Here is a 25,390-nt window from a genome sequence, read left to right on the forward strand (position 1 = left end):
CTTGCGGGCTATCGAAATCGTTTTCGATAGCCAAGCGGTGTCAGTCCCGTCACCCGGCGGAAGCGTTTGGTGAAGTGGCTTTGGTCAAAGAAGCCGACTTCACTGCTGATGTCGATGATGCTCTTTTCGGTTTGCGTCAACAGTCGCTGGGCATGCTGGATGCGACGCGACAACACGTACTCGGTCGGCGAAAGTCGCAGGATGGCGCGGAATCTCGCATTGAACTGGGTCGGCGAAAGGCTCGCCTTGGCCGCCATCGCGGCCATCGAAATCGAATCGGTGTAGTTCGCGTCCATATGCTCGATGACCGGCGACAGTTCTTGAAAAAACGCCATTTGGTCATCGCCCGTGGCAACCGGATACATGGCTCCCGCTAGACCGATCACCTTTCCGCCAGGATTGAACAACGGCGTTTTCGTAGAAACGTACCAACTTGGTGTTCCACGAACGTGGGGCACCAACCACGCCTGGTTGGGAATGATCTTCCCGCCCTCCATCACTCGTCGGTCTTCGGCGTGATAGGCCTCGGCGAGTGCTGGCGGTTGGAATTCGAGGTCGGTTCTTCCGAGCAATTCTTCCTTCGATTCCATGCCGAACACATCCGCCAGCGTCCGCTTGTTGGCGCCGATGTACCGGTGATCGGAATCCTTGGCATAGAAAAGCACCGCCGGAAGGTATTCGTACAATTCGAATGCTTGCCGAATGCCAGGATTCTGTGCAAAAAAGGAGTCCTGAAACTCACGCGGCTTGTTTTTGGCGGCTTGCGACATCGTTAAAACGTACCAAAAACGACCGTTGATATACAAGACACGCCGTTGCTTTTGGTGCAAAATATGGACGGACGTGATCTGCAGTCGCAGTACGGACCGGCGACGCCTCTTGCCCGATCCTCGGATTCTAAGAAGCAGCACCATAGTGATGAAAAAGCGAAAAGTCGCACCTCATTGGATCATGACGTTTTCAAACGCCTTCGTGTGTTTGAGCCTGGCGGGCGTGGTTAGCGCCGACACTGTCTCGTTCAACCGAGATGTGCGGCCGATCCTGTCGGACCGCTGCTTCAAGTGTCACGGGCCTGATGCCGCGAATCAGGAATCGGAGTTCCGCGTCGATACGTTCGACAATGCGACGGTCGATTTGGGTGTCTACTTTGGCGTTGTTCCCGGCGATCTTGAAAAGAGCGAATTGCACGTCCGGATTCACGATGAAGATGATCCGATGCCGCCGGAGGGATCGTTGAAGCCGTTGACGGACCGGGAACGAGAAATTTTGGATCAGTGGATTCTTCAGGGCGCAGCATTTGAATCGCACTGGGCGTTCACGCCGCTGGCCGAACAAATCGAAACGCCGGCGATGTCGGAAATTGGTGAACTGGCCGATTGGCAACAAGGCCCGATTGATCAGTTCATCGCTAAGACGCTGGTCGCCAAGAAGATGGAACCGGCCGGCGCGGCTCCCAAAAACAAATGGCTGCGCCGCGTGACGTTCGATCTGACCGGGTTGCCGCCGACCGAAGACGAAATCAATGACTACGTCGCCGACGCGACACCGACGGCGGAAGAGAAGGTCGTCGACCGTTTGCTTGCCAGCGATGCCTACGCCGAACGCATGACCAGTGAATGGTTGGACGTCGCTCGCTACGCCGATTCGTATGGGTACCAACAAGACACCGAACGATTCGTTTGGCCGTACCGTGATTGGGTCATCGACGCCTACAAACAAGGGATGCCGTACGACCAATTCATCACTTGGCAACTCGCCGGTGATCTTTTGCCTAGCCCGACGCGTGAGCAGTTGCTGGCGACGACATTCAATCGATTGCATTCACACCAACGCGAGGGCGGCGTATCGGTGGAAGAATTTCGCGTTGAAAACGTTTCCGACCGAACGCACACCGTCGGTACCGCGATGCTTGGGTTGACGATGGAATGTTGCCGCTGTCACGATCACAAATACGATCCGCTGACGGCGAATGACTATTATTCGTTCAGCGCATTTTTTGACAACATCGACGAAAACGGACTGATCTCTTACTTCACACCCGCCGTCCCCACGCCGGCGATGCCGCTGCCCAATGACGAGCAGCGGGAAAAGCTTGACGCCTTAACCCAAGAGTTGGCAAAGTCCGAAGCCGCGTTGCAACAGCACTTAGACGGCGAAGCGAAAACGGCGTTCGCTGCTTGGTTGAGTGAACGTAAGACCGAAACGCTGATGCCGGGTCATGTCACGTCGCTTTCGTTTGACGAATTCAAGGTTGTTTACGAAAAGCCGACTGAAAAACGAAAGAACAAGAAAAAAGCCGATACGAAGGATGCGAAGCAGGAGGACGAACCATCCGAAGCGTCGGAACCCAAAGTCGATTCCAAGAACTTTGGGCTGACGAACCGTTTTGGTCCCGAGGCGGTAACACCGTCGGTCAACAAGCTAGTGGAAGGCCATTCTGGGAAGGCGATCGAATTGACGGGCGAAGATGCGGTCGAGATTCCAGAAGTTGGTTGGTTCGAGCGTCACGATCCATTCTCGTTTTCGCTTTGGATTTCGTCACCTGAAGTCGAAGAACGAGCAGTCATCTATCGACGCTCACGTGGTTGGGACGATGCCGGTTCGATCGGATACGAACTGACTCGCGAAGGCAGCATCCTGAGCGCAAAGCTGTGCCATTTTTGGCCCGGTGATGCGATCGCGGTCGAGACGACCGAGCCCATGGAGATCGATCGATGGTACCACGTCGCCGTCACCTACGACGGTTCAAGTCGCGCCGCGGGGCTGAAGATTTTCGTGGACGGAAAGGCAGCCAAAACCGTGACGGTGAAAGACCATTTGACCCGTAACATTAGCCAATGGGCGGAAAACTACGACAAGGTCAACTACTACGAACTGGCGATCGGGTCTCGCTATCGCGATCGCGGTTTCGTGGATGGTCAAGTCGATGACTTTGACGTTTTTGATCGCGAAATCAGCGCGATCGAAGTGGCACAGTTATTTGACGCAAACGCATTACAGGGCTTGATGGACAAACCGGTTGCCACGCTGTCTCGTCACGATCGAAAACAATTGCAAGAGTACTTCTTGTTGGCCGCAGACGACGAATCGAATCAGTTGCGAAAAGCCGTTCGCGATGCCCGGTCGGCCATCAATGCGCACATGGATTCGATTCCCGCCATCATGATCATGCGAGAACTTGACGCTCCACGACAGACTTATCTTCTTGATCGCGGCGTCTACGATGCGAAGGGCGAACCGGTATCGCCGCGCACGCCCACATTCCTGCCGCCGATGTCGGACGAAATGCCACGCAACAGACTCGGCTTGGCACGTTGGTTGACCATCCCTGACCATCCGCTGACTTCGCGTGTGGCCGTCAATCGTTACTGGCAATTGATGTTCGGACAGGGACTTGTTCTAACGCCGGAAGACTTTGGCAATCAAGGTGAAATGCCGACGCACCCAGAACTGTTGGATTGGCTTGCCCGAGACTTCGTCGCATCCGGCTGGGACGTTCGTTCGATGCTTCGCAAGATCGCATTATCGGCAACTTACCGCCAAACCGCTGCGGTTTCGCAGCAGCAACGCGATCGAGATCCCACGAACCGCTACTACGCCCGTGGCACAGGGTCACGGTTGTCGGCCGAGATGATTCGTGACAACGTCCTTGCGACCAGCGGACTCCTCAACGACGTCGTGGGTGGTGAACCGGTCAAGCCCTACGACTTGGCGTTGGCCTACACGCCTCTTGAGATCGACAAAGGGGAAAAGCTCTATCGCCGAAGCCTGTACACGTTTTGGAAACGTGCTTCACCGACCCCAGTCATGATGACGCTTAACGCCCCCAGTCGCGAAGTTTGCCGCATGAAACGCGAGTTGACGGACACACCGTTGCAAGCACTTGTGTTGCTAAACGGTCCGCAATTCATCGAAGCCTCGCGAGTCATGGCGGCTGAATTGCTTGACACGTACGGCGAGAGCCCGGTGGAACTTGCAGGCGATGCGTTCTTGCGTCTGACGTCAAGACAGCCAAGTCAACGAGAGACGGAGATTCTGGTTGAAATGTACACGAAACAATTCGACGAATTTTCGAAGCATCCGGAACTGGCAACCGAGTTTTTGAAGACCGGCCAGGCTTCCGTTGTAACGAAGGCGAGTCCGGCACATCTGGCCGCGGCTACTGTCTTGGTCAGTTCCATCATGAACCTTGACGAGTGTGTGAGGCACCAATGAATAAATCAATTCAACACGTTTGCACCGGCAACGACATCAACCCGCTATCTCGCCGCCAATGGTTAAGCCAACTTGGCTATGGGATCGGCTCGATGGCGTTGGGCAGTCTGCTGCAGCAGGACATGGCCATGGGGGCTTCGTCGTCCGCGGAAGCGGCTATCGAGGCGGGGATGCACCATGCGCCGAAAGCCAAACGAATCATCTTTTTGTTTCAATCGGGCGCTCCGTCGCAAATGGATTTGTTCGACTACAAGCCAGTGCTGAACGAACGCGATGGCCAAGAATTGCCCGCTTCGATTCGCATGGGTCAACGTTTGACCGGCATGAGTGCCCACCAGGCAACGTTGCCAATCGTCGGTTCGCCGTTCAAGTTTTCACAGCACGGCGAGAGTGGAACGTGGATGAGCGATCTGTTGCCACACACGGCAAAGATTGCCGACGAACTGTGTGTGATCAAGTCAATGAACACTGAGGCGATCAACCATGGTCCAGGTGTCACGATGATGCAAACCGGGTCGCAGTTCCCTGGCCGGCCCAGCATGGGCGCATGGTCGTGGTATGGACTGGGCAGCGAGAACGAAGACCTGCCCGCGTTTGTCGTCATGGTATCGAAGGAACGTGGCGGCCAACCGTTATTCGCAAGACTATGGGGCAGCGGTTTTTTGCCCGGCAAGTACGACGGAGTCGAACTGCGATCCGATGAAGATGCTGTCTTGTATCTGAATTCGCCCGAAGGGATTCGGCAATCGAGTCGCCGAAGTGCGTTGGATGGACTCGCCAAACTTCACCAATTGCAATACGAATCGACTTTGGATCCGGCCATCGAGAATCGCATCGCTCAGTATGAGATGGCGTTCCGCATGCAGACGTCGATCCCTGAAGTGACCGATATTTCGGGCGAATCGAAACAAACGCTTGAACTCTACGGCGATGATGTTACCAAGCCAGGTTCGTTTGCCGCGAACTGTTTGCGCGCTCGCCGCTTGGCCCAGCGCGGTGTTCGCTTCATTCAACTGTATCAACCCGGTTGGGATCACCATGCAAACTTGCCTGGGTCGATCAAGCATTCGTGCAAGATTACGGATCAACCAACGGCTGGCTTGATCCAAGATCTCAAGAACCACGGGTTGCTCGAAGACACGTTGGTGATTTGGGGCGGCGAGTTCGGCCGCACCAGTTATTGCCAAGGCAAGATCACGCCGGGAAACTTTGGTCGCGACCATCACCCACGTTGCTTCACAATGTGGATGGCCGGCGGCGGCGTTAAACCCGGTTACACGCACGGCGAGACCGACGAATTCAGTTACAACCTGGTATCGGGCGGCGTCCACATTCACGATCTGCACGCAACGATTCTGCATCAGATGGGCATCGATCACGAACGTCTGACCTTCCGATATCAAGGTCGTGATTTCCGCCTGACCGATGTGCATGGTCATGTGGTGAAAGAACTGATTGCCTAGGAAAAACGCGTAAAAATGCTTGCTACTTCCCCATCACTTCCAAGCCAAGTCTCCAAGGATGCTCTCGTGTTTCTATTTTCGATGTCGCGGAATTTTGGATTTCTTGTACTGGCGTTGACGGTCGCCGTTGCCACGGCGGATGACGGCCCATCGGACTGGAGCCACCAAGTCGAACTCCCCACGGGTGAGACCGCGATCGAGTTATTCAACGGGCATGATCTGACCGGGTGGAAGGGGCTAAAGAAGTACTTTTCGGTCGTCGACCAGTCCATTCGCGCAGCCAACGACGAACCAGTTTCGCACGGCACGTATTTGTTTTCGGATCAAGCATTCCGCGAATTCCGTCTGTTGTTGGAGGTGAAACAAAACCGCAGCAAGGGTTATTCGATCATGCACTCTGCGGTCGCCGCGCTAGGAGAACGCTTCACGGACCCCGGCAGCGAGTTTGCGTTCAAGGGGCCGTTATTAATGTTCTGTCATGACTGGGGCATCTGGGGCGCATACACACGAGGTCGTATCTTTCCGTCCGATCAGAAAGGTCCGATGATGGAAGTGCCGTGGGAAAAAGATGGCGAATGGAATCAAATCGAAATTTTGGTCGTCGGCAATCGCATTCGGATGGTTGCCAACGGCACCGTCGTGATCGATCACACCGAAACGAAAGACGAACTAAAAAAGTGTCCGATCGCGTTACAACTTCATAACAACAAAGAGCCACAGGAGTTTCATTTCCGAGGCTTGGTCGCCGTTGAGAATCCAGCGGATGAACTGCTGACGGTGAAGAAAGATGACATCGGAGTATCGACCGTCGTCCCATCCAATGTCGTTATCGTGCACGGTGCATGGGGTGGTGCTCATCATTGGAAAGCGGTTGCCGATTCGCTATCACATGATCGTGCGATGGATGTTCGACGCATCACGCTGACGGGACTGGGCGAGCGATCCCATTTGGCGTCTCGCGATGTTGATCTTCCAACGCACATTCAAGATGTGGTCAATGCGATCGAGTTCGACGACTTGAGCAACGTCGTCATGATCGGACATAGCTACGGCGGCGTCGTCGTGTCGGGTGTGGTCGACGCCATTCCCGAGCGCATCTCCCGAGTCATCTACATGGACGCGCATTTGCTGGACGATGGCGAATCGTATTTGACGCATCACACAGAGTTGAAAGAAAAGTTGGTGGATCGAGCCGACCAAGATGGTGAAGGATGGCAATTGCCGGTTGACTGGGCTAATCCGATGCGAGACACGCCGCATCCCTTGGCGACGCTGTTACAGCCAATCCACTTGCAGAATCCCGACGGTGCGAAGGTACAGTCGTCGTATTGGCTCTTCACCGATGGCGGGAAGCCTGAAGCAGACGAACGGCACTTTTACTATCAACGTGCCCAGCAACGAGGTTGGCCCGTAAAAACATTCTCGTGGGACCATAATCCGCACCGAAGTCGCCCCGATGACGTGGTTGCCGAGTTGGCCAAGTTGTTGAAGGACCCAACGTAAACGAACGATTCACCCGTCGTGGCATCAACGAATGCGACCCGCTGTCTCGACGATTATGATGCCGCCCTTGTTTTTCTTCCTGTCGTCTTTCCTAACTTTGAGCGAGCTGATGATTCATCGAATATTGCTTCTCTCCGCAATGGTCGTTTCTTTTACAACCATCGCCAAAGCTCAGTCTTTTGGAGGCGTTGTTTCGGATTCCGAAACCTCTGCTCCGATTCCAAACGTGACGGTGCTTCAGTTGGAAGACAACATCACCGCAACGACCGGTCAAGATGGATCTTTCAAGATCGAGGGCGGCGGTGAGGGTGCTAAAACGCTGCGATTCATTTCCGAAGGCTACGTATTCGATGAAAAGCGGCGCATTGCACCCACCAACACGATCACCGTTTCGTTGCGAAAGACAAAAAAGAGCGCCGCGAGCATCCGGGAAGAAGGCTATATCGCCAACGGTTGTGAAATCACGAACCCCGAAAAGCCCGAATGGAATATTCGTTTCGAGCACTCACCGTTGAAGGGTGATTTGGCGCCGGACCCCAACTTCACACGCCGCGATCCGAGTGCCGTCATTTTCGTCAATGACAAGTACTACGTTTGGTATTCGTACAGCCTGACGCACAACACCGACAAGGAAGCGCCTTGGGATTTGAACGATCTCTATTTCGCGACATCGAGTGACGGAGAGACTTGGGAAGAAAAAGGGCCAGCAGTGATGCGAGGGGCCGAGGGCGAGTTCGACCACCGGTCCGTTTTCACGACGGAAATTTTCGTCCACGACGGCGTCTATTATCTGGTCTATCAAGCGGCTGCTGATCTGGACGGAGTTTACAATCGCAACTTTGTCGGCATGTCCCAAGCAAGTTCACCAGACGGGCCTTGGACCAAACTAAAGGAGCCTGTGCTTCGACCGACGTACGTGAACACTCCATATTTTGACAACAACGCCGTTCATGATCCCTGCTTGATTCACTACAACGACAAGTTCTATCTGTACTACAAAGGCGAGTGCAATTGTTTCGATTGCGAGGGTTGCGAACGCTGGTGCAACCCCATTTGCGGATTGAAAAAGCAAGTGAAGTGGGGCGTCGCCATCGCGGACAGTCCGACGGGACCGTTTGTTAAATCGGAATTCAATCCAATCACCAACACGGGTCACGAAGTGATGGTTTGGAAATACGGGACGGGAGTTGCGATCCTGCAGCACCAAGATGGCCCGGAAGCTAAGACGATTCAGTATGCCGAAGACGGTGTTAATTTTGAAATCATGGGCAACGCCATCGACATGCCCGAAGCTGCGGGATTGTTTCGCCCTTCGGATCCCGAAAACACGCCGCATGCCGGCGTGGATTGGGGACTCAGCCACGTGCTGAAATGGAACGCGGGGCCAAAGGGGTGGATGTACATTCAAAAGTACAAGAAGATCAAGTGACGCTTGGGCTGCCGGACTGGCGGGAACTTGAGAATCAACCGTCCCATTGTCATGGACTGACTACCTGTGTCCATGCAACCGAGTCTCGTTCAACGATCAGATAGCGCCGATCGATGGACAGGTTGGAAAATCGCTGCTCTTTGCCGGTCGGCCACTTCACGACAACCGTTACGGGTTCGGAAGCGAAACCTAGACCAAAGGCAAGGACGGCTTCATTGCGTCCTTGGAATCCATCGCCGGTTGAGACTACGGCGATCTGTCTTTTCGATTCCGTGATAACGGTGACATGGGCGCCGATCGCATCACGCTCGCTGGCCGTGCCGACCAATTGCAACTGAATCCAATGATGGTTTGAATCCGTCTGATTCTCAAGCAACGCGACAGGCTCCTGCAAATCAACGACAAGGAAATCGATTCGTCCATCCGCATTGTGATCGCAGGTGATCAAGCAGCGTCCAAGATGATTCTTGTTCCAGTATTCGCCGCCGCAGTCCGTGGCCAATTCAAAACGATCACCTCGGTTGACCGCGAGTTGCGTCGGCATTTCAAACGCGATCCCTTTGTAAGTGAAATCGTCGATGTATCCGTTGGCAAAGATAACATCGGTCCATCCGTCGTTGTCAAAATCGAGGGACTGGACGCCGAATCCCAGCACGTTGGCACTGATTTGATGGAGCCGATACTGTGCGGCCAAATCACGAAACGTGCCATCGGATGTTTGCAGGAACAGATTCGCCCACTCGTCCAGAAAGTTGGCGACGACAAGGTCGGGAAAGCCGTTGTGATCGAAGTCTGCTTTGGCGACACCCATACAAGCTTGTGCGGCACCTCGCGATCCAAAGGCAACGCCCGCGATGACGGCTAGATCTTGAAATGACGGTTGGTCGTTCGCAGTGCCGGTTTCCGTTTCGTCGAGTTTCCAGAGTTGGTTGGGTTGAAGGTCGTTCCCTACGAAGATTTCCAGCCCCGTCTGCAGGTCTAAATCGGTGATCACCAATCCGAGCCCTGGACTCGGATTGGTGAGCATCGTATCACGAAGCGTCCCGTCGGGATCCGCAATCCAAACGTGATCGTTGGCTGCTCGGAAGTTTGACGGGCCCATGCCTGTGATGGCAAAGCCGTCCTGATTTAGCTTCGGTCCAACAAAGATGCCTTGGTCATCGACGTAATTCATTTCCACGATATCGGGCAGTCCATCGGCGGTCACGTCGGCGATCCCAAGTCCAGTGGTAAAGCGTTTCTCCCACCAACCGATTTGATTACTGATCTCGCGAAATGTGCCATCGCCTTGATTGAGGTAAAGACGATTTCGACCAACGTTTCCGACGACGATATCTGGGAATCCGTCTTGGTTGAGGTCACCGAAAGTCAGCCCTTGGGCGTAACCGAGATCGCCGACGCCTGCCAACTTGGTGACGTCTTGGAATCGATTCGCGTGTTGCCGATAGAGCACGTTGGGGCGATCCGAATCCTCGCGAGGATCGCTACCACCCTGGCCGAAATAGAAATCGATTCTTCCGTCGAGGTTGTAGTCGAACGCGATCGCTCCGGCGCCGAACTGTTGAAAGACAAGGATCCCACGAAGGTTGCGTGGATTCGCGTTCAAGTATTCGTGGTCCAAGCCAAACGTGTGTGCGACGTCAATAAACCGGGGCTGCGAAAGAGTCTCTGGCGCCATTGTGATCGGCTTTGTTTCGCGACGGGTCGATGCTGATGCAACGCGATCGGTTTGGACAATAGCGGGATCGGGAAAGTCTTTCGGATTCAAGCCGCACAGACGCCGATCGATCATGGTTGCGTCCGGCATTTGCCCCCATTGATCCAACATCGTACCGGCCCAGGTCAAGAATTGACGGTTGGGTGGTTGGCGAGTCATGTAGATTTGCGTCCACGCGATCGCCTGCTCGCGTTGACCCAGGTTGGCCAAGTCGGTCGCTAATTCCGCGACCAATTCTTGGACGTTCGGGGCACGATCGTGAATCATATTCGCCGTCACCAAGACGGTATCAAGACGTTCGATTCGTTCGGAAACTCGTTCGGCCGCCGTGATTTCGTTCAGTCTGGTTAGCGCGTTCTTGAGTCGCAGATGGGCCTGCACAAAGGTGCTGTCCAGCCTGACCGATTCCAAATACGCACTCACCGCCGCTCGATGATTCTTTGAGTACGTTTCCAAGTCACCAACCGCCATCCAATACGCAGCGATTTGTGCGGCTTCGACGGGGGCTTGGGCAAGTAGCGATACCGCTTCGTCAAACTGTTGCAACTCCGTCAGTGTCGCGGCGTAATACGCGATGACGTACGGATCGGGAGCGTTCGGTTCGATCAAGGACTCGAACAATTCGGCTGCCCTATCTAGCTTTTGGGCCGTGTACATCCCGAGTGCTTGACCGAGCCGAAACTTCGGATTTTCGTCGGATTGCTGCGTCCAAATGTAGGGTGCAGAGAGTGTCAACAGCGAGCGCAGTTCGCTCTCGGTAACGTCGCCGGTGTGAACGAGTGGGGCGAGGGTTTTCGCGGCCTCGTCCCGCCGACCGACGGTGTTGAGAAGGAATGCGAGACGATGCCTTAACGCCGGATTATCGCCGTTTCGTTGAAGCAGAGTTTGGTAGCGGGGAATCGCGGATGGGTAATCGCCGAGCTGAGTCATCCAATCCGCGCACAGCCCCCACGCCGCGACACCGAATAGCGGGTCGTCGATCGGTACATCATGCAATCGTTCGATAGCGGACTTCAAGTCGCCCGCGACAGCATCGATCTGGGACAAGCCAATGACGGCGCGCCGATCATCGGGATCACGGACGAGAATGTCACGAAGGAATTTGCGAGCCGACTCGATTTCATTCGCTCGGATGGCCCGTTCGGCCCGCGCGAGAAGCTCGTCGATGGAAGGCGGCTGCGAATCATCGCCGTTTGCGGCGATTGATTGTTTGAAACTGGGCTGATCGAAACTGGGCTCATCGGCGCTAGATTGGGCTCTCGGTTGGGTACTCGGTTCACTCGGCCCGCATCCTGAGACGAACGCAAAGCACAACGTTATTGCCACCCCGATTGTTCGCGGACTCATGGTTTCGCCAGCTTGAGATCGTTCTTCAGCTCGAACGGCGAATCGCCTTGGACGATCAGCCAATCGGCGTCAATGGAAAGCGAAGTATGAGTCTGTGTCGAACCATCCGGCCACAGCACGGTTGCCGTTACTTTCGCGTCGCGGGGACCTAAGCCAAATCGGATCACACGCTCGTCGCTGCACATGTAGCCGTCGCCCGAGGTCAAGAATGCGGTTTGCGTGTTCTCGTCAGTGGAAATCTTCACGACGGTTCCGACGGCATCTCGACTCACATTCCGTCCACTCAATCGGATCGCTAAATGGTGGTGATCGGTTACTGTGTGATTGACTAGCAAGGCGACGGGTTCGGTTTGGTGCGTGACCACAACATCGCAGCGGTCATCACCATTGGCATCGATCGTCCAAAGGGCCCGTCCGGCGTGGGGATTCGAAAAATACTCGCCGCTGACCTTGTTATCGACCCTAACGTACCGATCCGCTGCGCCACGCTGGAATATTTGCAGGGGCATCGCAAACGGGGCCGAGTCTTTCAAAGCCGCATCGCTGAGGCTGCTCGGTTTTTCGGCCGCATAGTTGTCGACGTGACCGTTGCAGACGATCAGCTCGTTGGTTCCGTTGAGATCAAAATCAACGGCCGAGGTACCCCACCCGACCATCGCCATGGTGGGTTGCGCAAGCCCCACGGAATTCGTCTGATCCTGCCACAACCCACTGCCCCGTTGTCGATAAAACGTGTTGTATTCAGACAAGAAATTGGTCACGTACAGGTCGGCTTTTCCATCGCCGGTTAAGTCAGCTGCAGCGATTCCCATCGATCCCTGCGCCAACGAGCGATCATTGCGTGCGAGGCCCCGGACCATCGCAGATTCGTGCAAGCAAAATCCGGTCTCGTCTTTCGATGGGCTGAAATAGTGATTGTCCGTTTGATCGTTGGTGACGTAAACGTCAACGCCCGGTTGATCGTCAAACGAGCCGGTCACGATCCCAAGCCCTCGCCCAGGAACACTCGCGATCGCTCCCCATTGGATGGTCTTGTCAACAAATCCTCCTGACGCAGCACCCTTCATGAACGAGTCTTGTTCGGCCGAATAAGTCGTTGGTGCGCATGACTGCGTGCCGTTGACATCATCGGCGCACACTCGGCTCAACACGTCGGGGCCGCCGCAATAGTGAACCACGATCGCGTCGTTGATGCCGTCGCCATCGACATCCGCAATCGCGCCGCTGGTCGACCACTTTGATTCCGTCTCGGGCAGCCACGTTCGGCTCGCGTCGCGAAAACTGCCGTCACCGTTGTTGATGAAGAGCTGATCTGGTCCGAAATTCAGTACGAGCAAATCGGGAAAACCATCCTCGTTGACATCGCCCACCGCGGCACCCTGGCCGAACTCTGTGCTGTCGGACGAAGACGACTGTGTGACGTTGGTGAAAACGCCGTCCAGATTCCGCATCAACGCGTTGCTTTGCGAATCGCTTTGATGCGGGGTGCCGCCCGCGCTGGTCAAGTACAAGTCGCTGTTGCCGTCCAGATCAAAGTCGATGGTGCCACCACCACAGCCCGTCGTGTAATGGATCATCGTGTGAGACACACCGGGATCCGCAGCGCTTTTGCCAAAGAAATTCAATCCTCGCTGCTTAGCTTCGTTGGCGAATTCCAAATCGCTCGCGGACGCATCTTCGTTGCCGAAGTCGAGTGATATCGCCGAACCGTTGCCATCGTCGCCGGATGACAAAGGCAATCCACTCAAGTCCAACTGGTGATACGGTTCGGCAAGCTGCCAGGGCGTGTCTTTGTTAAGCGACGTTACAATTTTGGCTCGTATCGCCTTGGCAGTGCCGTCGTTTTCTTTCACCATGGTTGTCGCTACCGCAGCCCATGCCTCGGCTTCCCAGAATCGCCCGAGTCTGTGCAATGATTCGGCGACGGATGCCGCGTCGGCAGATGACTGCTGCCCCGTCCGAGTGAATCTCGCCACAGCATTGGAAAGTTCACTCAGCCGAGAAAGACGAGACTCAACCGATGCGATCACTTCCGGTGGAATGACTCCATCGTCCCATTTGAGTTGTCGTAGCAAAATGGTGAGTTTTGAAAACGCCTCGACGTCTAAGTCGCCAAGACGAGCTGCTTCCCAGTACGCTCTGGCTGCGGCTTGTTCGCGGTGGGCCTCGCGTGCCCAGTCACCAAGCGCGATCCAATAGCTTGGGAACCGCTGGATTTCTTTGCTCTGCGATTCTGACCACTTTTGGAATTCATCGAAGCGCCGCGCCGCCGCCAGCGATCGTCCGAGTAACGCTTGCGCAGGAAAGTAGTCCTGGTGAGAGGTGACGATGTCTTTCAGTAACTCGATGGCGGCGTCGAAGTTACCTGCATCGAAAGATTCTTTCGCCTTGCCAATCAGCGGGCGTCGATCGCTGGGATTACGGACGACCATCGCATCAAGAGGCTCTGTTGAGAGAGTGCGTCGGTGATCACGCACGAGTGCGAGCAGAAGTTCTACATCGAACTTTCGTTTGCGAATCAAAAAGAGCCCGTGCGGAACTGCGTCCAATGGCTGCTCAATCCCGACGTAAAAGTCGAACAGCCAGCGACGCGATTCAAGATGGTCCGGCTGTATCGTAAGCGAATCTTCTAGCAGCTTCATTGCGTCATGAAGCTGGCCCACAGAGATTCTAGCCGACACCGCTTCTAGCACCTGCGGTTCGTCAGAATACGACTCCGCACGGCAAGCTTCTTCCAATAGGCCTATCGCGATGGCGGGCTGGCCGACCCGGCGGGCCACCTCGGCCACTTCTCGAACGACGCCTGGTTCCCGATGGTGACGTGCCAGGACGCTGTCGGAATACTGAAAAGCTAGGGGCCACTGTCCCGCGTTGACGGCCGCTCTCATCGCCGCGAGCGAGTCCATCGATCGTGAAGACGGCGCGGCCGTTTCGGTCGAACACCCTAACAACCCGGAAAGGGCACATGTGAAAATCCAAGCCAAGAGCAAACAACGAAACCCTCCAACCGAAGCGTGCCGGTTGGAGGGCAATGTCGTTTCTGGTTTCTTGCTCATAACGCCGCGTAGCAGTCAGAGTGAGGAAGGACCGGGCCCACGGTCAAGCAAGAATTCGCCGCAAAAGCCGCGAATTACTTCGCTTTCGCGGCCTCAGCCGGCACGGCAAACGCTGCAGCTTCTTTCGCCCGCATCGCGTTGTATTCCGCGATCTTATCAGGCGATTCGTCGGCCACGTTGGTGGCTTGGGGGCCACCGCACCCCATCGAAAGGAGACATGCGGAAACGAGAATGGTACTCACGAAAAACTTCATACTGGTCACTTTGAGGAATGGCTGAATGGGCGTGAACAAACAATTGTCCCGATACTTTGGTCGCGGCTCAAGATTCAATTTTGGAAAGAAAACCAGAATCTTTGCGGAATCGGCACACTCAGTTAGACTCGGGTTCTATAACAATTCTCCAAGCCTAGTGGAAAAATCACAAATTGTGAAAAATTGCGATCCAAAAAAGCGTCCGCGGACTGTATAAATTGTTAACAGTCTACATCTGACTGTCGGTTTTCTGAATTTCTTTCATCCTTGAAAAGGTAACTTTCAATGGAACGATCTCGTCGCGCAGGCTTCACCTTGGTGGAGCTTCTAGTGGTTATCGCCATCATTGGCGTGTTGGTCGGTCTGCTGCTTCCAGCGGTTCAAGCTGCTCGCGAAGCCGCTCGCCGCATGAGCTGCAGCAACAACTTTAAGCAAATCGGGCTTGGGTTACACAACTACCACTCAGCCTACAAGCAGCTGCCCATCCACGGTGGTGGGACGAATGCTCGCGTCCCTGCCGGTTGGTGGAATGCGAGTGCAACGGGGAACCGTTGGCGTTTGAGCATGTTAGTAGGCGTCACTCCCTTCGTCGAACAGCAAGCGGTTTGGGAAGTCATTTCCAATCCTTACGAAAACCCGAACGATGCCGACACGGTGATCACCGATCCCGGCGATTCCACAACACTGCCCCTCGGCAACGTTGACTTCTTTGCTTTCGGACCGACGCCGGACACCATCGAATATCGGCCTTGGGCGACTGATATCCCGACGCTTCGCTGCCCCAGCGATCCCGGTCGCGGACTTCCTTCACTGGGCCGTACCAACTACGCCGCTTGTGTTGGTGACCAAATCGAGGACATGGAATACGGCAACCGCGTCGGCAACCGGTCCAGAGTTGGGACCGGAACGGGTGTAGTTTGGGATGGCAACGGTGCTGAAACACGCGCAGGTGCCCGTGGCGTGTTCCGAATGTGCGAGACCACCAAATTCCGCGACGTCCTTGATGGCCTTTCAAACACGATCATGGCTTGCGAAATCGCAACCGACCTGGGTGATGGCGACACGCGTACCATTCCGCAACCCATTGCGGGGGCAAGCACGCAGGCGACTGGGATCATCGATAACCCAGCCATCTGCCAGCAGAACTCCACCATCGATCCGTTGCGTCCTCAGTTCTGGTTGGTCAACCCGGGCAGCACCACCTCAGGACGTGGCTACCGCTGGGCAGAAGCACTTCCCGGTTACACCCAAGCGAACACGATTCACCCGCCGAATAGCCCGCTTTGCATGTGGGCATCTTCGGGCAACAGCGGTGTTGTTCCACCATCAAGTCGTCACCAAGGTGGCGCGCACGTGCTGATGTCGGACGGTGCAGTCAAATTCATCACTGACTCGATCGAAGCCGGCGCCAAAAATCACCCTGCTGTTTGGCTCGGCGGAACCGCAGCGCTTGGCAATCAGCCTGGTGCAGCAAGCCCTTACGGCTTATGGGGTGCGTTGGGCACACGAGCTTCAAAGGAAGTGATTGAAGAAGAACTATAAGCGTTGCTTAACAGTTTCATCGGACACGAACCCTGGATTCCGAATCGGAGTCCAGGGTTTTTTACGCGCCAACGGAATCGCATTTCACAGGTCGCTTGCGTTATAGCCGTGATCTGTTATTTCCTCTTGTCTTTCGCAGCTCCCGTCTTGACTGACTTGAACGGAACCTTATCTGTTTTGGGAAGGTGACCGCGATGTTGTTCCAGTACTTGCTCATTGCTAGGCGAAGTAGCGACGTTGGCCCACTCGTACGGATCGGTTCGATGGTCGTACAGTTCTTCGCTCCCGTCGGCATATCGGATGTAACGCCAATCTTTGGATCGCACCGCGTGATTCTTGTATCCGTAGGTTGAAATCGCGATGGAATCACCAGCCACTTCGGGGCTACGCAGCAACGCCACGACACTCTTGCCTTCTACATGGGCGGGGACTGGAATGCCCGCCAAATCACAAAGCGTAGGATAGATCGTCATGAAGTCCACCGTTTCATCGCACCGTGTTCCCGGTTGAGTGACGCCGGGCGCGACCCAAATCAATGGTGCCCGAGTCTCTTCCTCCCAGAGTGCAAATTTTCGCCAGTGCTGTTTCTCGCCAAAGCTCCATCCGTGATCTCCCCACAGCACGACGATCGTATCCTTGGCGATCGGGCTGTTATCGAGTCCATCGATCAAACGACCGATGTTCATGTCCAAGTACGCGACGGTCGCCAAGTAGGACTGGATCGCATGTTTCCATCGGCCGGACTTCAAAAATTTTGCATGGTCTCTATCTGGGCCTGCCATCCGGACGCCGGCCGGCGAAAGGTCATCCAGATCATCGCCGCGATGCGGCGGCAATTCGATTTCCTCGATCGGAAACATTTCGTAATACTTACGCGGAACTGCAAATGGCAGATGCGGTTTGTGCAGTCCACAAGCAAGAAACAGCGGCTTGTCGTGCGATCGATTCATCTGCTCGACGCACCAATCAACGATGTGGTAATCCGAGATGTCGTCATCTTCTAAATCGGATTTTAGCGGTTCATGAAAGCCTTCATCTTTACCGACACTTTTGCCCGTTGCGGTGAAATTTCCGCGTCGCGAGTAGTCGGACCATTCCGATTCATAGTACGAATCGCTGTGATAAATCTTTCCAGATCCGGCGACATGGTATCCTGCACCCATGAACTGTTTGCTTAGCCCGAGCCCCTCGGGGATGTGTTTTTTCCAGTTGTCGGCATTGAGGTAGCAGGCAGTGTTCCACGGACGCAGTCCCGACATCAGGGCAGCTCGAGCCGGGTTACAGGCCGGGACGGCACAATGCGCTTGGTGAAACGCCACGCCTCGCGCGGCCAAGCGATCAAGATTTGGCGTCTTGGCCTGTGTGTTGCGACCCATGTAACCCACCCAGTGATTCAAATCATCGACAGCGATGAACAGAACGTTGGGCCGTTTTACGGAACGTGCCTCATCGGCGCGGCATTGTTGGTTCCAAATCCCAATCGCAACGAAAGGGATTGCAGTCGCAAGTAGAAAGCGTTTCGAGATCATGGCGGTACACCGAATGAAATGGTTGGCGGGTCAAGGTGAGTCTTCCTTGCCAAACATTCTAGCGGCGCACAGCGACCATTTGGTTGCAATCAACAACGGATGCTGATTTCTAGAACGCGTTGCTGAACCATCGGCGAAGGCGAATCCAGGCCGACGCGGATTCGACTTCGACTTGAACGGTGGCGATCATGCGGACCGAAAGCGGAGTCGCTTGATGGTCGATTCGAACACGGGCTTGGTAATAGGGCGAGCGCAGAACGTCGATGGCTTTGTCGCTGATTCGACCGGATCGAATCAGACCCTCTGGAATTTCATTTGCCGGTGATGTCGCGACTTCCATAATGACGCCGCGAACGGAACCGCGTGGGCGATCGGCGACTAGAATCGCCACTGGTTGCCCGACTCGAACCAGTTCAACGTCTTGTTGACGAATGTAGGCGATCGCATCTCGCTCGACTTCATCGCCGATCACGCAAATCGTCGTTCCCTCGTCCAACCTTGCGCCACGGTTGTCTAGGTCGAGCGGGGTACCGGACCAAAACTGTGAATCTTCGGCTCGGACAGGGGACATCGCCATTCGTTCGGGATCAAACGCGACGCCGCGAACCGTCGCACGGATGGATCGACGGTCGAGTTCGCGGTCGACCAACTTGATCTGCTTTTCGGTTTCATCTAGAGCCCGACGTGTTGCCGGAATGGTCGAAGCAGCGTCGGAGTCGATGCCTCGACGGTTTTGTAGCGATGCAAGAGTTGAAACTAGCTGATCACGACGCGTTGTCATCGAAAGTCGGTGTTGCGCTGCATCGTCATCGACGAGCGAGCAAACGACTTGCCCGGGTTGAACCACCGTACCACCGCGCACCGCATTCTGGACGCGTCCCGGCAACGTCACGACGAGGGTTTCCGCGGATTGTGGTTGCGTGATCGATGGCGCAGTGACACTTCGTGGCAGTGGCACGAATGCGCCCGCGACCAACAATGCGGAAAGACCTGCCAACGCTAGGCCGGGGCGAGTGGAAAAAAAATCCGAAGATCGACTCTGTGTGCAAGGCTTCTTGAACCACCTTGGGAACCCGCGCACCAAAAACGACATCAGCAATGACCCGATGACGATGAGTGCCAGGTCGCCGCCGCCATGGGACTTGGCCCAAGCGTAAAAAACGGTCGCGAGCGCCGAATAGACCATCCAACGATAAACCACGCTGGCGATGAAATACGCGATCAATCCGATCGATCGAGCACCCGCGTCATCTACCGACGATGAGTATACCGGTGCCACGCCCCACAAGAAATTTCGCAAGCGATCGTTTGCCAACGCGTTTGCACGGCCGGCCAAGTTGGGGATCCCGATCGCATCGGACAATATGTAGTAACCGTCGTAACGCATCAGCGGGTTTCCGTTGAACAAGACGGTCGATGCCGAGCACACCACCATCACGGTCACGCAAACGTCTCTTAGGGGTCCATCGATAGTGAAGACCCAAACCCAGGTTGCGATCGCCGCGATCATCAGTTCGGCAATCATGCCGGCGGCGGAAACCAGCATGCGTTTCCAAGGTCGGGGGATCATCCACGCATCGGAAACGTCGCAATACAAACATGGGATTCCGACCAAGAACATCACGCCAATCTCGGTGCACTGCCCACCTAATTTGCGGCATACCATCGCGTGGGCTAGCTCGTGCGTGATCTTGGTCATAGCGATCGCCAACACCAACACAACCCATAAGTCAAAACGGCCTGCCGCAGTAGACAGGTTTTCGGCGAAAACTGACCAACGCGACACCGCCATGGAAACGGCAACCAGCATCACCGCGATGCCCGCAACGATCGCGAACGGAGAGAACAAAACGCGAGCGATCGGATCGAGGTAGCCGAGCCACGGCGTTGGATCGATACCGGGCAACCGGATGGCCAAAGGGTTGGACCAACGCGACGTCGTCTTCGCCGACGATGGAAGTTTGGCTGCGATCAGCAGGCCTTTCGCATTCGCTTCGGCGAAAAACTGGACCACGTTCGTAGCCGGCAAGTGTTGCGGCACGAACAAGGCTGCGGCGTCGCTACAGAGCTGAGTGAGCGATCGTTTGCCATCCGCCAAACACAGCATGGTGTGCTCTTGTTCGGTAAAATGAACATACGTTCGCGCAAGCGGATCTTTGATGACCCACACCATCGTTCCGCCAGACTGGATCCGCTTGTGAATCAGGTCGGGGCGAAGCCGCAGAGCAGCAGATTTCGCTTTCAACTTTTCCGCCTCGCGCTCAATCGCATACCGGGCAATACGTCCATCGCCGGGTTGTCGAACTCGATCCAAAACTTGACTTCGTTGTTGACCGGATCGATCTCGGGGCTGACAAACACGACCGTCCCCGTTCGTTCGACTTGTTCGCCGTTGCCGATTTCGATAATCAAATCAACGCGGGGCTTCTTTCTCAGTTCACTCAGTTGATCAAACGACGCGAATCCTTCTGCACGCAATCGATCCAACCGGATCACTCGGGCGATCGGTTCGCCTTCGGTCACCCAGTCGCCGGCGCGTTGAAAGACTTCCGCGACAACTCCATCCAAAGGCGACACGACCCTGTGACGTTCGGTTTCCAGAGTCGCCAATTCGCTTTGGCGTCGGCCGAGTTGCAAGTTCAAGTCAGCGATGTGCTGGTCGGCTTTGGATTGTTCCAGGGCTAGCGTGAATTGCTGGATCGCCCAAACGTGCCGCGACGCGGCTTCGGATTCGGCTTGCGCCTTGAGTCGATCGACGGCCCGTTCAAACGTGGCTTGTTCACTTTCCAGTTGCGACCTTTCGTATGTCAATCGAAGTCCTTCGATCTCTGATGCTGACACACTTTCGGAATACTCGGCGCGTGATCGAAGCGCCCGGTCGAGTTCGTTCTTGGCAACGGCGGCTGACTTTTCCGACGCTTGAATTTGGACATCGTTGGTAGCCAAACGGTCAGCGATCTTCTGGCGAACCAGATGTTCTTTGGCCGATTGGCGCTGAGCCCCTAGTTCGGCTTCGGCCTTTTCGGTTGCCAGGTCATTGTCGGCGGTGCTTTGAAGAATATCGAGTTGCGTTTGCGCGATGGCTGCTTTGACGCGTGCCTCTCGGTCGTCGGTATTGGCGATCGTTTGTCCTGTTCGGACGGTATCGCCTTCGTGAACCGATACCGTCGCAATGACGCCAGTCCGCGACGCAGGGACTTCGACCGAATCGATCACGGTGATGATCAACTGGTCAAACGTGATCGGTTCATCGGCGGTTGCCGGCGCATGGGCGAATATCGCGAAGACCGACAAGGCTACGATCAGGTTACACGTCGATTTGGTTCTTTGAATCATAGGAGCAACCTCAAAACCAACTCTGTTGGCGATACCACTGGATAAAGCTTTGCAGATAAACAAAGGCGGCGGAACGTTTGCCGCAATGGATGCGAGCGACGACCGACGCGCCTTGTCGCATCGCCGAACCGTCCCCCGATTCGATGGACACGATCGCGCGGACGACAGATTTTCCCGCCGCGTTGACGTCGGCGACTCCCGACACGCGATCGATCGAACCGGCAATCGTTTGAGTCGGATCGGATCGCAGTTTGAGCGAACATCGTGTGGGACCCTTGTTTTGCGTCCCGGCAACATGCGCGATCGATTGATCGGGAATTTCGATCTCTGCGTTCCAGCCATCGGCGGGCGAAATCACACTCAATAAATACTGACCATGCGAAACCGGTCGCCGCGCCAGCGACGTGTCCATGTTCCAGTGGTCGACGATTCCGTCGATCGGGCTGGTGACGATCAATTGCTGGCGTTGATCATCAATGGCATCGCGTTGGCGCATCAGGCCGGCGATTTCCGCGTCGAGCGTCTGCTGGTCGGCCGACGACTTTGCGTCACGGCCACCGCTGCTGCGCAGTGCGGCGATGGAGTCTCGTTTCGCTTTGGCGGATTCAAGTTGGGCAATGATTGCTTGCTGGTCGAGATCAAGCTGTGGACTTCGAAGTGCCATCAACTTCTGGCCGGCAGAGATGTGCTGGCCGTCCGAAACAAAGACTTCGGTAACGATGGCTTCCGTCGGCGCAAATATACGAGACTGATTCGACGCCACCACTTTCCCTTCGACGGGAACATCAAACGCCACCGGAAACCAGCCGGCGATCGCAATCGCGGCAGCAACGGCGACGGCCGTGGTCCGCTTTCGCGTCGTGGCGAAATCGAACCACTGCATGGCTACCGACGACAGCGCGGATTCGTGCCGAACGATGGCTTGCTGGATTGCACCCGTGACGGGCGCGTCGACGGTGTCCCAGGCTTGCGTCAGCGACTGCGGTCCATCCGTTGAAATTCGGAACATTTCCAATGCGATGACGGCGATCGGATCGTGGTCGTCGGGGCCAAAAATCGGTTGGAGCAATATTTCTCGGCAACCGGAGTGATCGATATAAGCGTCCAACACCTCGGAAGCTTCGTCCGTCGATCGGCTGTTCGCACCAATCGAGTGGCGGATGCTGGATTCACGCTGGATCGTCAATCGGGCGAGCTGTCGCAGTGCTTGTACGTCGTGGGCGCGGCGGTCAATGGTCGAGTGCGTCGACGTCGCGACCAACCGAACGGCTTTCGTTTTCGCTTTGACGCGCAGCAGGCTGATTCGATCGATCGACAATCGGCGGCTTGTCGCGGACGCAATCGCGGCGAACGATTCGGTTAAGTGCGTGCCTTGGTGCATTTCCGCGATCCAATCGTCTCGATCGTCCTGGTCTTTTAGTCGCGCGGCAAGCGATTGAATTTTCCCTCGCATGTAGGGAGCGATTGCCAGGTCGGAAAGAACCGAAACGAGCTGCTCGATGGCTTGTCGCCGCGCGAGCGGAACCGGCTGGTGGAAGCGAGCTTCCACGTGCAGCAAATCGTTGCCGCCGGCCGACGACGATGCGGAGATCGATTCGTGTTTATTCTCGTCGCCTGAAATGAGGGCGATTGGATCGCACACGATCGTCGTGGACGCAGCTTCCGATTGAAGACGAACGATCGCCGCATCGGCGGCCGTCGTTTGACGAAGCCCGCTCGCGAGTTCGCTAAGAAAATCATGCGTGTCCGCGGGCGACGTCGATGGTTCCCTCGCCTTCGCCTCCAACGATTGGATCAGCCGTTGGCATTGGTCCCATAACAGGTCGTCGTCATTTCGGTGTCGATCGATCATGACGTTTCGTCGAGGCGACCAAGGGAGTGAAGGGATGCCGAACAGGTTGTTCGTAACACGACCTCATTTTAACCGGCTTCAACAAATTGCTTCCCATAAACCCCGTGTTTCACGCGACTGAACATCCGTGGATGCAAAAACGTGCGGATTGATTGGACGGGCGGGGTCCGGTTGTACGAATAAGACTTGTGGCGCCGGTTGTACCCATTACAGGACGACCCTGCGCCTGCGAGACGTGACACGATTCGTTTTCGTGGCAACCGTTTCCTTACGCAGTCATTGGCGATCACGTTGTCTAATTCCGGCTCACGACGAAAAACAGCTACGCGGACCGCTTGGGTTCGAGCGTCGTTGTGCGCGCTGGTGACCATGACCCCGGTGGGGTGCCGAGCCTATCGAGACATTCCGCAGACGATCGGGAACAACACCGCTCAGATCGACGCATTGATGATCGAAGTCGATGCCGGCGCGCCCGCGATGAGCACCAGTATCGCATTCGCGCACCAGGCCGCAACCGCGCCGATGACGCTGCGATCGCCCGAAGACTTCGACAACGCCACTTACCGCGACCTATCACTGGAACAAGCGGTGCAGCTTGCAGTCGACAGCGCGGACGTGCTGCGTGACCTTGGTGCGACCGTGTTGCGTTCGCCGGGCCAAGTGACAACGACGGAAGCATTGGGGTTGGTCCAAACGGATCCCCAATCGAGCATCGAAGCTGCTTTATCGGCTTACGATGCCCAGTTTTATGCCTTTGGAAAATGGCAGAATAACGATCGACGTTTCAACAACCGATTCTTCGGTGGCGGATCGACGGCGTTCAAGCAGGACACGCACGACTACGTCGCCCAGTTGTCCAAACGCACGGCGACGGGTGCGCAATTCGCCGTTCGAAGTGTTACGGACTACGACGCCAACAACGCGACGGGAAATTTGTTCCCCAGTGCATGGCAAACACAATTGCATGCCGAAGCGAGGCAACCGTTGTTGCAAGGCGGCGGCTTGACGTTCAATCGAATCGCCGGACCGGGCGCCCAACCGGGCGTCTACAACGGTATTCTGATTGCGAAAGTCAACAGCGACATCACTGCGTCGAAATTTCGAAGCCAGACGCGCGACTTCGTCAGCGATGTGATGAACGCGTATTGGGATCTGTATTTCGCGTATCGGGATTTAGATGCCAAACGCGACGCGCTCGAACGGGCACGGCAAACCTGGGAGAGCTTTCAAGCTCAAAAAACCAGCAACCGCAAATCGGGTGCATCCGAGGCGCTTGCTCGCGAACAATACTACCGATTCAAAGCCGAACTGCAGGACGCGATCGCGGGCAAGTTGGCCCAGCGGACACAGGTCGACAACAGCAGCTCGGGCGGAACATTCGCGGGCCAGGGCGGCGTGCAAGCGTGCGAACGGAAGTTACGTTTGCTGATCGGATTGCCGATCAGCGACGGAACGCTGATCCGTCCGTCGGACGAACCCAACGACGCGCCCATCGTGTTCGATTGGGATTCGATTTCGGCGGAAGCCATTCAACTTCGAAGCGAGCTCCAGCAACAACGTCTGACCGTCAAGCGTCGCGAAATGGAATTGCTGGCGGCGAAAAACTTTTTGATGCCGTCGCTCGATCTGGTTTCGATCTATCGGTTGCGAGGACTCGACAAGCATCTAGCCGGCAACGACAGCGCCTTCGCAGAAGTCGGCTCACTCGACTATCAGGAATATGAAGCGAGTGTCGAATTGCGGCTGCCCGTCGGTTTTCGGCAGGGTCACGCCGCGGTACGGCACGCCCGATTCCAGGTCTCGCGAGAGAAAGCCATTCTGCACGAACAAGAACGTCAGGTCTTGCACGACTTGACGGCGGTGGTAGCGGATGTCGATCGTGCTTTCGCGCAAGTTCAAACCAGCCTGAATCGTTTTCTCGCGGCGAGCGAAGCCCTTGATGTGCTGGAGGCGAATCGAAAGGCCGGACTCCCCGTGAATCTGGAACAATTATTGGACGCACAGCGGCGGATCAGCGAGTCGCAGAGCCGGTACTATCTTTCCTTGGTCGAATACACGATCGCGAACAAGAATATTCAGTTCGAAAAGGGCACATTGCTGGAAACGGCGAACCTCATGATCGCGGATTTGCCTTGACGCTAGACTCT

14 protein-coding genes are annotated in these 25,390 nt (G+C 55.7%); 6 read left to right on the forward strand and 8 right to left on the reverse strand.

What is annotated here, in order from left to right; translation table 11 throughout:
• Window positions 1-8 precede the first annotated feature (8 nt).
• Complete coding sequence (locus Poly51_RS15795; RefSeq protein ID WP_146458762.1) at window positions 9-770, reverse strand: AraC family transcriptional regulator; 762 nt, start codon at window positions 768-770, stop codon at window positions 9-11.
• 148 nt (window positions 771-918) lie between these two features.
• On the opposite strand from Poly51_RS15795, the gene Poly51_RS15800 reads away from it, so the two are divergent.
• The 4 genes from Poly51_RS15800 (at window position 919) to Poly51_RS15815 (ending at window position 8,610) form a co-directional block, all read left to right on the forward strand.
• Window positions 919-4,215, forward strand: coding sequence for a DUF1553 domain-containing protein (locus Poly51_RS15800; protein WP_146458763.1), 3,297 nt, complete (start codon window positions 919-921; stop codon window positions 4,213-4,215).
• Window positions 4,212-5,678: a DUF1501 domain-containing protein gene (locus tag Poly51_RS15805; RefSeq protein WP_146458764.1), complete on the forward strand. Its 1,467-nt coding sequence runs from the start codon at window positions 4,212-4,214 to the stop codon at window positions 5,676-5,678. The genes Poly51_RS15800 and Poly51_RS15805 overlap by 4 nt, the downstream gene beginning before the upstream one ends.
• A gap of 81 nt (window positions 5,679-5,759) precedes the next feature.
• Window positions 5,760-7,181 carry an alpha/beta fold hydrolase gene (locus Poly51_RS15810; RefSeq protein ID WP_186775590.1) on the forward strand — a complete coding sequence of 474 codons (1,422 nt, stop codon included), beginning with the start codon at window positions 5,760-5,762 and terminating at the stop codon, window positions 7,179-7,181.
• A 109-nt stretch (window positions 7,182-7,290) separates the two neighbouring features.
• The gene (locus Poly51_RS15815) at window positions 7,291-8,610 is read left to right on the forward strand and encodes a family 43 glycosylhydrolase (protein ID WP_246114543.1); all 1,320 of its coding nucleotides are present in this window, start codon (window positions 7,291-7,293) and stop codon (window positions 8,608-8,610) included.
• A gap of 49 nt (window positions 8,611-8,659) precedes the next feature.
• Here the strand turns inward: Poly51_RS15815 and Poly51_RS15820 are convergent, their stop codons facing one another.
• The 3 genes from Poly51_RS15820 to Poly51_RS30470 form a co-directional block, all read right to left on the reverse strand.
• Entirely contained in the window at window positions 8,660-11,674 is a 3,015-nt protein-coding gene (locus Poly51_RS15820; protein WP_146458766.1) for an FG-GAP-like repeat-containing protein, read from the reverse strand.
• Entirely contained in the window at window positions 11,671-14,580 is a 2,910-nt protein-coding gene (locus Poly51_RS15825; RefSeq protein WP_186775591.1) for a CRTAC1 family protein, read from the reverse strand. Before Poly51_RS15825 ends, Poly51_RS15820 begins: the two co-directional genes overlap by 4 nt.
• Before the next feature lie 224 nt (window positions 14,581-14,804).
• Window positions 14,805-14,972, reverse strand: a complete 168-nt coding sequence (locus tag Poly51_RS30470) for a hypothetical protein (RefSeq protein WP_186775592.1) — start codon at window positions 14,970-14,972, stop codon at window positions 14,805-14,807.
• Between the two features lie 297 nt (window positions 14,973-15,269).
• Here Poly51_RS30470 and Poly51_RS15830 point away from each other — a divergent pair, with 297 nt between their 5' ends.
• Window positions 15,270-16,526 carry a DUF1559 domain-containing protein gene (locus Poly51_RS15830; RefSeq protein WP_146458768.1) on the forward strand — a complete coding sequence of 419 codons (1,257 nt, stop codon included), beginning with the start codon at window positions 15,270-15,272 and terminating at the stop codon, window positions 16,524-16,526.
• Between the two features lie 116 nt (window positions 16,527-16,642).
• Here Poly51_RS15830 and Poly51_RS15835 read toward each other — a convergent pair whose 3' ends face one another.
• The 4 genes from Poly51_RS15835 to Poly51_RS15850 all read right to left on the reverse strand — a co-directional run bounded on the left by Poly51_RS15835 (window position 16,643) and on the right by Poly51_RS15850 (window position 23,243).
• Entirely contained in the window at window positions 16,643-18,055 is a 1,413-nt protein-coding gene (locus Poly51_RS15835) for a sulfatase (RefSeq protein ID WP_146458769.1), read from the reverse strand.
• A gap of 109 nt (window positions 18,056-18,164) precedes the next feature.
• The gene (locus tag Poly51_RS15840) at window positions 18,165-20,369 is read right to left on the reverse strand and encodes a site-2 protease family protein (protein WP_186775593.1); all 2,205 of its coding nucleotides are present in this window, start codon (window positions 20,367-20,369) and stop codon (window positions 18,165-18,167) included.
• Window positions 20,297-21,391 (reverse strand): HlyD family secretion protein, encoded by a 1,095-nt coding sequence (locus Poly51_RS15845; protein WP_146458771.1) that lies wholly within the window; start codon window positions 21,389-21,391, stop codon window positions 20,297-20,299. Before Poly51_RS15845 ends, Poly51_RS15840 begins: the two co-directional genes overlap by 73 nt.
• 10 nt (window positions 21,392-21,401) lie before the next feature.
• Window positions 21,402-23,243, reverse strand: a complete 1,842-nt coding sequence (locus Poly51_RS15850) for an efflux RND transporter periplasmic adaptor subunit (RefSeq protein ID WP_146458772.1) — start codon at window positions 23,241-23,243, stop codon at window positions 21,402-21,404.
• Between the two features lie 369 nt (window positions 23,244-23,612).
• Here Poly51_RS15850 and Poly51_RS15855 point away from each other — a divergent pair, with 369 nt between their 5' ends.
• The gene (locus tag Poly51_RS15855; RefSeq protein ID WP_146458773.1) at window positions 23,613-25,379 is read left to right on the forward strand and encodes a TolC family protein; all 1,767 of its coding nucleotides are present in this window, start codon (window positions 23,613-23,615) and stop codon (window positions 25,377-25,379) included.
• The last annotated feature ends 11 nt before the right edge of the window (window positions 25,380-25,390 follow it).

Source organism: Rubripirellula tenax (genome assembly GCF_007860125.1).
Lineage (GTDB): Bacteria > Planctomycetota > Planctomycetia > Pirellulales > Pirellulaceae > Rubripirellula > Rubripirellula tenax.